The organism is Ulvibacterium sp. (genome assembly GCF_028285715.1).
GTDB lineage: Bacteria > Bacteroidota > Bacteroidia > Flavobacteriales > Flavobacteriaceae > Ulvibacterium.
In genome coordinates, this window is the sequence record NZ_JANQOO010000036.1 from 48,058 (window position 1) to 63,436 (window position 15,379).

Genomic DNA, 15,379 nt, shown 5'->3' on the forward strand with positions numbered 1-15,379 from the left:
ATTTTAGTTTTAACGATACAGCGTGAAACTACCTACGAACTCACGCTCGTCTTGAATACCATTAAGTTTAATTATGTACCAGTAGTCCCCCGTAGGTAGACCATTGAATTTGTACTGTCCATCCCAACTGTCTTGATTGCCTTCAAATTGAAAAATATTCCTTCCGTAGCGGTCAAATATCTTTATGAAAATATTGGGATATTGTTCTATGTTTCTTGGGGCCCAGGAATCATTGTTACCATCTCCATCCGGAGTAAAGAAATTTGGAATTTCAATATCTATGAATTCCATAAAGATTTCCTGAGTGATACTACATCCGTTCTCATCGGTTACGGTTACCACATAGGTGCCGGTCTCTCGAATATAGTATTCCTGATCCGATGTAGTGGGTTCATCGTTGAAAACAAAGGTATAATTCCCTGATCCACCTTGGGCCTCGGCACTTATTTGGTTAATATCGCCTTCGCTCAGTTGCAATTCCAATGGGTCAAAAATGGTAATTTCGAACGGAAAGGTTGTGGAACATCCATTACTATGGACTACGGTTATGACATGAGGTCCACCAGTCAGGTTTTCAAAATTAGGGTCCAATTGCATTTCCTGAGGGTCATCAGTATCCAAGCCATAAAGTACGTCATTGGAAATATTTGGGTCCTCAAAAACGATCTGCGCGGAATTAGAGGTAGCCCCTTGAGGGTCACATTCGTATTGAACCAAAGCCTCACCGGCCAGATTAACACCACTCTGTACTTGGAATACCTCGGTAATTTCACATCCATTGGCATCCCTTATGAAAAGGATATGATTTCCACTGGGGAGTCCGCTATAATCCAATACATCTTGGGCAAAGTCCGTATCTTCATTACTGTTCAGACTTGTAGAATAAGGTGCTGTTCCTCCGGTGATTTCCAGAGCTATGGTTCCATCATTGCTTTGATAACATATCTCATCGGATACGGTATAGGTAACGGCCAAGGCATCAGGTGGGGTCAATGAAAACTCTACGAGCTCAAAACAACCCTTCCCATCCTGAACAATTATGGTATAATCCCCTGGAGCCAGTTCATCAAAGCTATTCTCATCGTCAAACTGGTTTAGGTTCGGTGAGATCGCAAATTGATATGCTCCGCTCCCTCCCGTAACATTCAAGACTATACTTCCATCATTTGCATCGGCACAGCTAATTTCCGAGATAATCGGATCCACCACCAATAATTCCGGTTCCGCTATGGGCACCACTTGGGAAATTGCCTCGCAATCTCCACTTTGGACGCGTATGTAATAGTTGCCCGCGGATAAATCTGTAAATAGTCCATTGGATTGGTTGGGTAAAACTTCGGTATTTAAATCGGCATCAAAAAGAGCATATTGGTAGTTCCCCAATCCACCATTGGCCTCAGCATTTAGGGCGGCAGTGCTTTCGCCATTACAATTTACACTAGCAGCGGCTGTATCCAAGGAAACCGAAAGGTCTTCAATGGAATCCACTGAAATTTCGTTGGATATTATAGAAACACAGTTAAAACTATCCTTAATATAATATTGGTAATCATTACCTGATGCCACATTGGCGAATAGATGTGTGCCCGCTCCCTGGGCATTGTTCATAGGATAAAAATTGCTATTGTCCTCACTCCATTCGTACGGTCCAGTTCCTCCGGAAGCTACTAAAAGTAGTTCGGCCTCCAGTTGACAGCTTGGGGCACGATTGGTGAACAGTTGTGCTTGCACATCTGTAGGATCCTGTATTTCAACAATAGGATTTGTTTCAAACGTACAGCCCATATCATCGGTTACCAGAATACTATAGAAACCTGCACCCAAATTCGTAAAAGTAGAATTGCCCTGGGATACCGATGTACTTAGCAGCGTACTGCCTGTGTCATCACTATAGGTATGCAGCGCGTATCTATAATTAGTAGTCACATTTCTCGGATCAAGACTTACGGACACCGACGCATCCGTATCCCCTTGACAAACCAAAGTCGTATGGGAAACGGTACCCGTAATGGGATTAGGTAGAACTAGGTTAAACGCAGCATTAAATACTCGATTGCAGGTAAGTGCATCGGTAATGCTTACATTATAGTCCCCCGCACTCAATCCCTGGAAAAGATGACTACTTACCGACATTTCGGTAGTTGTTGTACCACTACCCACATGGGTCAGCGCTATGGTATAAGGTCCTACGCCACCTGTTGGAGCAATTAAGGCACTACCCTGATCATTGCTACATCCTACATCGGTTATATCCATGGAACCCAGAGTTATCAGTGCCGGAGGTGTCGTGATACTAAAGGACCGTATTTGGCTACATTCCGGAAAGGCATCCTGCACTACTTCGGCCAAATAATTTCCGGCGGGTAAGGGGATAGCTCCGGTCGGGCCCAGATTTGCCGAATTTCCATGGGCAATGGCAGGACCATCATCGGAACGGTCAGATGGTGTACCATTGGTGTCAAAAATGCTCCATGAAAACCCACCTACATAGATAGCATCGACCAAGGTAAGTCGAATACTGCCATCCGTTCCAAAGCATACTACATCCGAAAGTTTTTCCACGATCACATCAAAGGTATTGGGCTCTTCAACAACATGGTCTATAATCATTTCGCAACCTGTTGTGATGTTTCGAACTGCAAAAGTATGGGTACCAACCTGCAGCTCGGTAAATACATTTGGATGGACGGCGTCCTGGGTGAATGTACCGGCCGATAGTACGTTGAATTGGTAATTCCCTAGATGGGCGGTACTATTGGTTACACTTCCCGTAACATCGATACGGATTTCCTCTCCTGTGTTGCTGCAGCTAATATCTTGACTCACATGTATCGTGGGTGTGGCCATTTCATCAAAAGGAGCTATGGTTGCGTTTGTGCTGCCTACGCAGCCATTTTCGTCATAGACATTGATGAGATAGTTGCCTCCCGCAAAATCGGTTTCGATCCAAGTTGGATTGGTTCCATCTTGTACAGGATTTCCATCGCGTATGAATTCATATCGCACGTAATTGCCCGATCCACCATTTGCTCCAGCAAAGGTCAGGCTTGCATTTTCGGACGTATTGCCCGAAGAACATCCATATTCTACAGGAGTAATGGCATTTATGGTAATGGCATCCGGTTCAGAAATTGTTTGTGTTGTCTCGTCGAAACAGCCATTTGGGGAGGTTACCCTAATGGTATAGTCAATACCGGGACCCGTGGCCTCAAGATTCTGGAAGGTAACGGTACTGCCTCCATTGGGTGCACTTATGGGGAAGGTACTTAGTACTGCTCCTGTTCCCGAAACGATTTCAATGGTGTGTGTGCCGGCCACCAAGTTGGAGGCGGCGACCGTTAAGGTACCGTCGTTTGCACCGTTGCAGGTGGCATCGGTAAAGGCATCTACGGAAATGCTGGGTGTTATGGCCGGATCTACTACAATGGGGAATGATCGGGAACATTCCGGGCCATTCACTCCAATGTCATAGATATGTACCGTGTAGGTATCTGAACTTGATATCAAAACCGTGGTCGGATGGACGGTTAGGGCCTGCCTTGTAACCAAGGTGCTTGCAGTACCGACTATTTCGTATTCATAATTTCCTGAACCACTAGTGACCTCTACCGAGATTTCAGCTTCATTGCCAAGGCCACATCCCAAATTTTGTGTCAGAACGGCATTGGCTTGTAGGCTAGGATGTACGGTAACCGTATCCGTATCACTACAACCGTTGCTGTCCAAAATTGTTGCCGTATAAGTGCCTAAAGGCACATTGGTGAACAGACCATTATCATTGCTGTCCGTGTAACCCGCTCCATTATCTATACTATAATGAATAGGTGCCGCCGAAAACGAGGTGACCGTAATATTGGCCTGAGGGCCGCAATTATCAACTTCAATATTGTGAATGTCCGGATTGGATGAAAGATTTAAGTTTACACTGCCCAAAGCGATTGAACAGCCATATTGGTCCGTTACCGAAACCGTATACGATCCAGAAGGCGAATTTGCCGGGATTTCTATGGGATTGTCCGGTGTACCTGTAATTGGTGTAAACGGGGCAGGACCCGAAACATCATAATAATAGGTGCCTCCTCCACCTGAAATATCGGGGATTTCTATCAAACCTGGACGGTCACAACTGATATCCCGGAACATACCTGGAGTTCCGGTAATTGGATCCAATTCGTCCAACAATTCATTTTCAGATGCACTGACACAACTAGAGATAGCACCATCCATTTTGGTGACTTCAATATAATAATTACCTGTTCCCAAAGAATTAAAGGTCAATGTATGGGGGGCTGAGAACGGAACATTTCCGCCACTGTCGCTTTCCAATACGGGAGTTCCCGTGGATATGTCATAAAATGACCATTGCATTTCCGTGCCTGGTGATGCTATATTCTCAACGATAGTATAGGTAATGCTACCATTATTACTCCCATTGCATGAGGGTGTAAGTGAGGAGGTGATTCCCAAAGGTTGGGTAATCAAATCATTTACGTTTACGGTACTCTGTCTCGTACAGCTATTGTTGTCCTGGACATAAAAAACATAGGTTCTACCGGGAACCAATCCCAACCATTCATACCTACCATGTCCCACAGGTACTGTGGTGCCGTCCTTATGCGTACTTTCTCCTGGGAACCAGGTAGCAGTATTGGGATCAAAATTAGCAGGGTCATCACTAAATGCATACTGATAGGGCGCCACGCCCTCGGAGCCTTGTACAACAACCTGGAGCTCATTACAGTTCACTACCAAAGCAGATAGGGTAATGTCAAGATTGTCCAATGGATATGGGATGATAAATTGAGGTAAATCGGTTTGACAGATCGTGTTTCCAAAACCATCGACCGTCCTTAGGGAAGGATGAACGATTTGGCCCGAGATATATCCCCTGAATTGATCGGAGGATTGCCAGGTTACACCGGCATCATCACTAAACTCAACCGTACCTATTGTAGCTGGATAGCCGGTTACATCAAATCCAAAATCCGTTGCCGGACCTCCGCAATTAACAGGGGTGGCCCCTATAACCGTGGCCGTCAATTCATCCGGGTTATTCAAGGTCACTGGCGTATCGGTCACAAGGCAACCATGGGTGTCAGTAATGGAAATGGTATAATCACCGGGCATTAAATTGTAAAATGTATACGTGTTGGCCAGCACATCGTTTACGATTTGGTCAGAAGCCCCTCCATTGTCCAGATCAACAATCTCAATACTGAAAGGTGCATCTCCGGCGGTAATGGAAATGTCTATGGAACCCATACCATCATGGCATTCTGGATCCGTTGGAGTAGACGCAAATACAAGGGCGGGAGTATTGCCCACGGTTATAGTCTCCAAATATTGGCAATACGGATCGGGTGTACCGGATCCATTCTTATCCCTTACATAAACATCGTAATCACCGGCAGTAGCATTGGTTACCGTAAAAGTGTTCAATGGGCCAAAATCAGAATCCGCTACGGTAGATCCCGTTGGTAAAAATGCGTACACGTAATTACCATCTCCCCCGGTAGGGGTAACTGTAATGCTGCCATCCGCACAATCGGTAACATCCCTAACATCTACGTTTGCTAATAGCGTTGGATTTATAACGATAGGAGTAGCTGCATTTGAAACAGAACAGCCATAGATATCGAATACCTCAATGGTATAGATACCATCTGCCAAATTGGTAAAGGTATATTCGGTAGGAGTCGCCAGGGAGGGACTCATCGGTGCTCCCCCATTAAGGCTAAAGGTGTAATCCCCGTTTCCTGAAGTAACTTGGACCGCTATGCTAGCGTTGTTCTGACCATCATAGCAATTGGTAAAGGATGTTGTGAACGCTATAGTTTGGGGTACAGCTACGGTCACTGCTTGAGCAGATGGTAATAATACATCGCAACCATTGGTATCACGTATTCGAACAAGGTAATCCCCACCTGCAATGTTGGGGAACATGGGACTATTTTGATACGATACCTGAATATTGCCTAAGGTATCCTCAAGCTGATATTCATATCCAGGACTTCCACCTGTTGCCGAGGCTTCCAAGGTAGCACCCGTATTAAAACAAGTAAACTCGGCGGTAAGGCCCAATGTTGGTGTGATAATCGAAGGTTCGGTTATAGTCGCCGGAAAGTTTACCGTGCAAGAAGTTTCATCTGCCTTTCTGACCATAATGGTATAGTTCCCATCAGCCAAGGTAGCTGCTGAAGTAACCGGTGTGGTCAATGAAGCCGCCCAATTGGCGCCACCATCCAAAGAGTACTCAAAACCGGCCAGGGCATCAAAATTGGAAACCTCAAAACGAATGGAACCGTCTGCGACCCCGCTACAACTGGGTTGCGTAACACTCAGCAACTGGGCGGCAAAGGCCTGGTCGGCTTCCACCAAAACCGCCAAATCTTGGGTTTGTGGACAAACGGAAGGTACTTGAAAAGCAGTAATATCGTCCAAAATTAGATCATTACCGTCGTTACTGTTAACATTGGTCCTAAAAACTACGTCGATATCGGTATTTGCTCCCGGGTCAAAGGTTATGGTACGTTCATGCCAATCCGTATCATTGGTATTTTTTGGAATCTCCGGAGCTACTTCGCTATAAATAATGGCCCCCGTACTATCCAAGATTTCAATCAATACTTCAGGATTGTTACCTGCCCCTGCAAGATTCATTAGGTTATAGGCCCAGAAATTCAATGTGATTTCTTCATTTGGGAGTACTTCTATATCCCGTCTTGCCCACAGAATATTATTGAGTTGTGGGTTACCTGTATCAGAGAAGTTACTAACGTCTATGGCCAGGAACCTACCATCTGTTAGATTTGTGTGGTCTTGTGGACTCGTCCAGAAAGGAACGGGATTGGTAACCCGGTTGGTAACCGTATATTCACCGTTCACCAAAATTCCGGCAGGGCCGCGATTACATGCCGTTAATGTTCCATCTTGCGGCTCATAACAATAATCGGCTCCAATTTCACCGATCTGAGTAGTCGTCCCAGCTCCAAAATCCTCAAAGAACAAAGTACTTTGATTTGGGGCTATGCTACTTGAAAAACCTACCGTAACGGTTTGTGTTCCAGCAGCTACATTGGCAAATACGTTATTATCGGACGGCGTATTTTCGGTTCCATTTAGGCTATAGGTATAGTCAAAATCCGTAGTGTTCGATGTTGAAATGGTAATGGTTCCCGTACCGTTGCAATCATATTCCACAGCATAGGACAAATTGGGATCCACCACTGGGGTGGGAACTGTGAGGTCCATATCAAAGGTACATCCCAAGGCATCCCGAACCATAAGTTGATAGGTTCCGGCCAGAAGATTTCTTTCATTTACCGCTCCAAAACTACCTCCTCCATCAAAACTGTATTCATACGGTGCCTGCCCACCATTGGCATTCAAGATCTTGACCAATGCCCCGCTTGGATTGCAAGAAGCGTCCTCCACTATGGCTGCCGATGCGGTTAATCGAAACGGTTGATCAATTTCATAATCGGAGCTTACCACGCAACCTGTAGCGCCACTTCCACTGGAATCCATCACGGTGATGGTGTATAGACCTGCGGAAAGGTTTGGAAATGTATCGGCCGTCTGGTAGTTGGCCCCGCCATCCAAACTATACTGGTATGGGGGAGTACCACCGGTAACGGAAACGGTAAGGGAAGACGTTGAGTCGTCCGCACAGACAATGGCCGAATGTGAAGCTGAAATGGACGGACTATCCAAATATTCCATCGTAACCACATTTGAAAACGCATGACAGCCGTTATCATCAAAAACAACAAATTCATAGTCTCCAGCGTCCAAAGGAGTATTGAAGATAAATGAAGAAGCTGTTTGTACCGAGGTCGGAGGAATATCGGAAAGACTAGGTGGACTTGGATAAAGATCTATGCCGTCCTTGCTCCAAACCGCCATCCTATAGTCTGGGTTTGGACTTCCCCCACTGGGTGTTAGGTTTATTATCCCTGGGTCGCATGTAATGTTTTCTCGGGTTACCGCAGTTAAGGTCAATGCCGGAATTTCACCAACGGTTATGTTTTGGGTATCCGTACAGCCATCGACTGTGGTAGTAATTACTATATAGTTTCCTTCATTAACATTGGTAAACGTGTGGGTGTTGTCGTCGGATACCAAATGACTGTCCACAAAAGTTCCTCGTCCCCCATTGCTGCCATCGTCCAAACGAAGTTCATAACTGTACTGTGGTAAAACGTTCAGGGCCTGGATTGCTATTGTACCCAGGGTGTTACAATCGGTAGGGGTAGTCGTAATGTTAACTTGATAGTCCCGTTCAAGGATACCAATGTCTTCTGTTTCAAAGATACAGGCCCCATCAATCGGGTTGCCGGAAATGGGATCCAACTGGGTAACCTGGATCTTGTAGGAGCCACTGGCCGCAATATCAAAATTGGGTCCATTGTTACTGGAAAACGGGACAACGACTGCATTATTTGCGGCATTCACCAACTGGAATCCATATCCCGCACCAATATTGGTGACCCTAATGTTACCAGGAGTACTACAGAGAATATCCGAAGCGGTGTGCTGGATATCCAAGATGTTCTTGAATACATTGAAGTAAAAACGACTAAAACAACCGTTTTGATACGTAATAACCACTCGATATTCACCGCTATCCGTTACCGTGAAATTATTTTGGGTAGCAAGATCGGTCCATGCACATCCAAAATTCTTATTGGCACAGTCGTCACCGTTATCCGAACAACTGGCCTCATCAAGTTGTTGCCAGGTAATGCTTTGGGCATCGGTAATTCCCAATTGGATAAGTGCCGAATCATTTTCGCCACATAAGAATATCTTTGGCAATAAATCCCCATCCAAGGAACAGGCTACGATCTCACCATTGAGGTCATTGTCCAAGTCGCCATCGGAATTCACTTGGTTGAAATATGCGATTATAGGATTGGTCTGAGTGGTACCGAATCGTTCCACGGTAATCAATTCGGTCAAGTCCGGACAACTTCCACCACCCGATTTTTCCACAATGTAATTCCCTATATCCGTCACCAATAAAGTGCTGGGATCATTATCGGGATCCCCATCATTTAATACGGTATCCGAACCGTCAATTTGCCCATTGGCATTATTGTCGAGTGCCCAGGTATATGTACCGAACCCAGACCCGGCAGTAAGAAGAACATCGTTACCGCACAACTGCACGGTTCTGGCCTGGCCACAATTGGCCAGGTCGTCCAAAATATTGTTGCTTGCAACCTCTGGAACGCTGTTGCATGGAAAGTTAGAGCTTCCCGGTTCATCTGTAAATACGGTTGGATTTAGGACCCCTTGAAAAGTAGAGTATGCCAAATTTTCCAATTCTGAAGAACAAGCATCCACAAAATCGGAACAGTTGGCCGAGATGGTTACCGAAATCCGGATACTATATTCCGGATCGCCGACTTCCACAAGGTTATCGGGAACCTGAAATTCAATAGTATTTGTGTTGATGTCATAGGTATTGGTAGTGCCCGGTGCATTGGATATATCAATGTTATCCAAGGTTACATTATTGGGGAGTATATCCCTAATGACATAATTTGTGGCACTATCATCACCGGTGTTCTGAAATCGGAGTACATATTGAAATGTCTGTCCAAGATTTACACCTTGTCCATTAATATCACTACCACCGAGGTCTTCAGAAGTGTTGGCCAATATAATCTCCGGGGCAAATACCTTAGTATAGGATGCACCATTTACGGTACCATCACTTGGGTCCACAACCGGAGTACCAGAACCAAATTCACCGCCATCACCGCCATCTGCATTGTTGTCCTTGTAATATTCATTGGCATCACTGCAACCATCATCATCGCTATCCAAATCCAAAGGATCAGGAAGACCATCAGCATCTGTATCACAGCCCGCGGTCAAAAGTACTCCTCTCATATTGGTTGGACCTACTACCGCTTGGCCGATGGCAACATTGTTATTGCCCGATGGGTTCCAATTTACAATGTTGGCCGGGGTTGTTAAGGCCATAGGCTCCAATGGCCCATTGGAAGACCTTGTGCCAAAAAGTTGAAATTGACCTGCTTGATCAATGACCACTCGAAGAAGCGGACTACCATGTGTCCCTGTTAAGGTCCAAATATCAGGATTGCCGTTTTCTCCATAACCTGTACCATCGATAAAATGAGCCGCATTTCCAGACGCTCCATCCTGAAATTGAATTTCTCCGGCGATATCATTTCCATTGATTTGCAGGTTAAACGAGTTGTCTATGCTGAAAACATCAAGTACTAAATAATTATCAACCGTAATAAGACCACTATTGTGGGTATTCCCATCGGAAATATTAAATAACAATGTTGCACACTCTTCCTCATCATAAATACCGTCGTTATCATCATCCAGATCGGTGATATCGTTTACCCCATCGTTATCAAAGTCGTTATGAACCGTTAGGAGCGCAGTTGGATTATCAGGGGTTATATTGGCATCCGTTTGGTCCTGGGTATTGGTTACCGTATTGATTAGACTTAATAACGGGAGCACATCTATCTCGTCGGCACGCACCTCAAGTTCCAATTCAGCTACTTCACCCCCATTTAAGGTTCCGATATTCCAAGTGTTGCCACTCCAACTTCCGGAAATGGTGAAAGCGTTGACCAGGCTAAGTCCTGTTGGAATATTATCCGTAATTCGTAGGTTGGTCAAAGGGGCAAGGCCCCAGTTTTGAACCCGAATGGTAAACGTAGCGGTTTCCCCCTCCATGATTTCAGCCTTGTCCACAGTCTTATCCAAAACAACATCGGGATCACAGTATAGGGCTTGTATAGCATTACTGTCATATGTACATGGTCCTTTGGTGCCCCTTAAGAAGTATTCGCCTGCTCCTGGCGGTGAATAGCTTGGACTATTGGCACCGGGAATAGGTTGTCCATTCTCATACCATTGAAAAGCATCAAAATTGTTGCTTGTTGCCTCATATAGTTCAGACCCTACAAAACATCCACTTCCCCCTCTAATTGCAAGGGTTACCTCAGGTAAGGTATCAAATCCCGAAAAGTATCCGGCTACACCTCTGGCGCCCTCATATCCAAAGAATCCAACAGCCATGGGCCCGGTGGACTGTACGCTCACATCACCATTAAGATTGGGAATAAAAAAAGTCTTCCAGTCGCTGGAACCTGCTACAGGGTTAGAAGCCGGTAGGGTTACCGGGCCATTTCCATCGGTAACCTGAATGTTGGCATCCGGTGTATTCACGGCGGCGATAATGGTCATCCCGCCCGTAACATTGAGCCCGGCCATGCTTCGAATGTCCGGAATGTTATCCATAACATCGGGCAACAAACAGTTTACAGGCGCAACAAAATTGAGTCCTTGGGTGTATACTTGACTTGCCCCGGCCATACACTGATAGGCATAGACGTCCTTGGATGTCTGCACCAACATATTGGCGCCCACGGAATTTGATGAATAATTACCGCTTGGAACTTCAAAGTATTCCCCATTGTCAATGGTTGCTATGGGGGTAGTACTTCCGTTCACAAAAATCTGAGTGTTATCCGAAGTAGCGATAAGTAACGGGAACTCCGTCCAACCATTGGTGTTTCCATTACCTCGAATAAATACATATTCTTTTCCAAGTCGATTTTCGGGGACAGGTTGATCAATACCTGCATCCCTATTACTGGCGCCCACTTGTCTTCCAAAGTTTATGGAGCCGTTGCTAATAACAATATCCCTATCGGAAACTATGGAAGCACCGATCCACCCATCCTCATGAGCCTGGGTAGGACTATTTCCGATATAGGTTTCAAAAACAAAAGATTCGTTGGCATCCAGTGTTATGGTATAGGTGTTGTCCGTAATACCGGCCCTATTATTCCCAACCCTAAATTCGCAGCCTGGGTCATAACCGAAAACATTAATCGTAGTATTGTCTTCCGTGGCCATAATGCCCAAAGTATTGGATTTGGACGGGTGCGCTCCTCGGTTGGGTACCCCTCCCCATTTAAAGCGGGTTCCCAAGGCCTGTCTTCCTTTTGCGGTCAATGAAGCAGCCTGGGCATTGGAGTTACCTCTATAATTTACATAGAACCTATTTCCGCTTGGGGACTCAAAGCGCAGTCCACTATTGGTAAGTACCACACCGGTATTGGCATTATTGACCAAAGTAATATTGTTATCCCCATCCCCTAAGGTCCATACTGCAGGACTTACATTAGAAATATTAAAAGAAGCTATAGGGGTTGGATTGGTACCTCGATAGGCGTTTACCGTAAAGGTTGTGGGCTCCGGGGTTGAGAGATATATTGCTTGATCTCTGATACCTTGATTGTTTTGACCTTGCTTTAACGGGGGCAAATAATGAAGGTCACTCAGCTGAGCGTATATAAAATTGCAAGCAAAAAGCAGTAGTAGTAATGAGGAGTACCTTTTAAACAAGTTCATATGACAGCGGTCAAAACCATAGATAATAGATACCGTGGTTAGTTATTATCCTCAAAGAAAATAGCTTTGGCCATCAATAGCAGATATTTGTTGTTAACTGCTGCAGGATGGTGGTGAGGCTTAGGGCATTTGTTGTTTTGGAATTACAAACGGACTATCATTTGAGAAGCCAAATTCGTCCTAAGGGCAAATAATACGTTTAAAGGAAAGCTTTAGATCTAGTAGATGATTTAAATAGGTCTTAAAGAAAAGGTATTATGGAACCCTATTTTTGAACCTCTCACTTGAAGTTCTCAAATCATCTTTGAATACCCCATTCTTTATTGGGCTCTGGGCCCATTTGAAAGATCAATTCACTGCCGTTGACAATCGCATCATGATGTAATCGACTTGAATTATAAGGCTCCCCGTTTAAGGTAGCCGATTGGATGTAAGCATTCTCTTTAGAGTTGTTGTTGGCGACTACAGTAAACACCTTTCCCTTGCCAACGCTTACCTGAACCTTTTTGAATAAGGGACTACAGATTTCATAGAACGGGGTGCCCGGTAAGGCCGGGTAAAAACCCATAGCCCCAAAGACATACCAAGAGGATACCTGTCCACAATCATCATTCCCCGGTAACCCACCTACATCATCAAAGAAATATTTGGCCAACATGTCCCGCACCACTTTTTGTGTTCTCCACGGAGCGCCCAAACTGTTGTACATATACGGTGCATGCATGGAGAATTCGTCACCAACATAGTACATATCCTTTTCAAAAAAATCGTCCAGATATGCGATGAGTTTATCATCACCGTCCATAAAATCGGACAAACCTGGAATGTCATGGGGAACCAACAGCGTATGGTTCCTGTAATACACCTCGGTATCGTGGTCCGTTCCTTGCGCCCAGACACTAATACTTTTGTCAAATGGTGGCAACCACTCCCCATTCTGTTTTTTCCCTCGAATTAGACCGGTTTCCTTATCCAGGACATTGATATATCGTTTGGATCGTTGGATAAAGTCCTCAAAATAATCATGCTTACCCAAAGCTTTGGCCATTTGGGCAATACAATAATCATCATAGGAAAACTCCAGAGTCCTTGCTACAGGTTCTCCATAAAATCCAAAAATATCCGTGGGTACATAACCTATCTCATTGAAATACTCAATACCTACCCGACCCGAAAAACCACGGTTCCCTTTTTCAGTGGCATTCTTTAACATGGCCTCAAAGGCCAAGTCCGTATCAAAACCGCGAATTCCTTTTATATAGGCATCGGCAATAACGGCATCGGCATGGGTGCCCATCATAATGCTACGGTACCAGGGATTGGGCCATTTGGGAAGCCAACCTCCTTGTTGGTATGTATTCAACATTCCATTTATGATATCGGTAGTTTCCTGGGGTTTTAAAATAACCCATAACGGGTGCAGGGAACGGAACGTATCCCAGAGCGATAGATCAGTATACATGACCCCTTCATGTATTTGGAAGTCAAACGGGCTAAAATATCTACCTCCTTCGCTCAAGTTGCGAGGATTTACAAAGCATTTGGTCAATGCCGTGTAGAAAATCGCCTTATCATTATCGGCGCCTTCTACTTGAATCCCATTCAATTCCTTCTCCCAAACATCGGCGCTATTGGCTACTGCTCTGTTAAAATCAAAATGGGGGAATTCTTTTTCCATATTTGCCCGTGCCTGCGCAATATCGATTAAGGAAGTGCCCACCTTCATCTTCACCTTTTCCTGATCCTCAGTGGCGAAGGTTACATAAACTGCATTCCCATCGGCTCCCTTGAGTGCCATATGGGGACCAAGAGCAGGGTTCGGTGGCACGGGTTCCGCACATCTGAGATGCATCTCGGTAGTACTGGAACCATCGTAATATTCAATACGTATGTCGTATTTCTTGCCCTTTGTAAGGTTTATCTTGTATATGTTGTTTCCAGTTGCCCGATACTTCCATTGGTCAATGACCATTTCGTCATTGATATACATTCGTGTACCGTCTTTGGTCGTTAATTCAAAGGTATGTTCTCCGGAATGCCTGGCTACAAGGGTACCCGTATACCTTGCCGAAAAGAAATCGTCCTTGACGCCCTCCGCAGGGGCTTTCAACCAATTGTAATTCAATTTGGAATAGGTTACGAATACATCTGGTTCTCCTTCCAATTTATCGTTGTTGTAGTAGGCTGCTTTAAATCCGTCAGGCACCAAATCGGTATCTACCACATTAGGCAACAAGTCAACGTTGTATGCTTCAAATTTTTTATTGAACTTGGCCACAAAGTGATTCTTAAAATGTCCAGCGATAACCGTGTAACCTTCAATCTCATTCCTTTCGGGAATCACCTTATAAAACCCTGGTACATACACTCCATCAAAAACTACCGAAGACGACTCGGATTCTGGAAAGGTAAACTGAAAGAAACCGGTTTGGGAAGCGGCCGTAAATTCAGCCTTTATACTGTAGTCGTTCAATTGAACCGAATAATAATGCGGTTTGGCAATCTCGGAATCATGGCCAAACCTGGAGGCACGGTTGTCGGCATCAATTTTAACTTCTCCGGTAAGTGGCATTAGGGATAAGGGTCCCCAATCACCGACAACAGCTCCATTCGGATATCGCGTACCGCGAAAACCTTGAATCTTTTTTTGGTCGTACCAATAAGGAACGGGAACGGTTATCACGCGATCGGTCCACTTTGCGGTTTGGGGAGTCCAATGGGTCAAGGCCGAAGGATTGCCCACAATCGGAGATACATACCCGAGTGGCTCCTCAACTTCTGTAACGGTGATATCCGCAATACTGGGGGCCGTACCTACTCGGGTATCCACATAGCCCAAGTACGTTTTCCTAGGTAGCGGATTTATGGATTCCGTTTGGACAGCTTCCTCTAAATGCCGTTTACAACCAAAACAAAGCAAAAGACAGGCGATAATAAGATTGTTCTTCTTGAAACGACACCTCAT

2 protein-coding genes are annotated in these 15,379 nt (G+C 45.0%); both read right to left on the reverse strand.

Translation table 11 applies throughout. The features are described from left to right. Positions 1–9: 9 nt before the first annotated feature. Positions 10–12,414 carry a T9SS type B sorting domain-containing protein gene (locus Q0993_RS21685; protein ID WP_299537479.1) on the reverse strand — a complete coding sequence of 4,135 codons (12,405 nt, stop codon included), beginning with the start codon at positions 12,412–12,414 and terminating at the stop codon, positions 10–12. A gap of 298 nt (positions 12,415–12,712) precedes the next feature. Beyond that, on the reverse strand, positions 12,713–15,379 hold the full coding sequence (locus tag Q0993_RS21690) for a GH92 family glycosyl hydrolase (RefSeq protein WP_299537481.1): 2,667 nt from the start codon (positions 15,377–15,379) through the stop codon (positions 12,713–12,715).

What these genes read in the sequence shown, in the direction of transcription:
- Q0993_RS21690 (WP_299537481.1), bottom strand. Translation starts at nt 15,379, where the DNA reads ATGAGGTGTCGTTTCAAGAAGAACAATCTTATTATCGCCTGTCTTTTG.
- Q0993_RS21685 (WP_299537479.1), bottom strand. Translation starts at nt 12,414, where the DNA reads ATGAACTTGTTTAAAAGGTACTCCTCATTACTACTACTGCTTTTTGCT.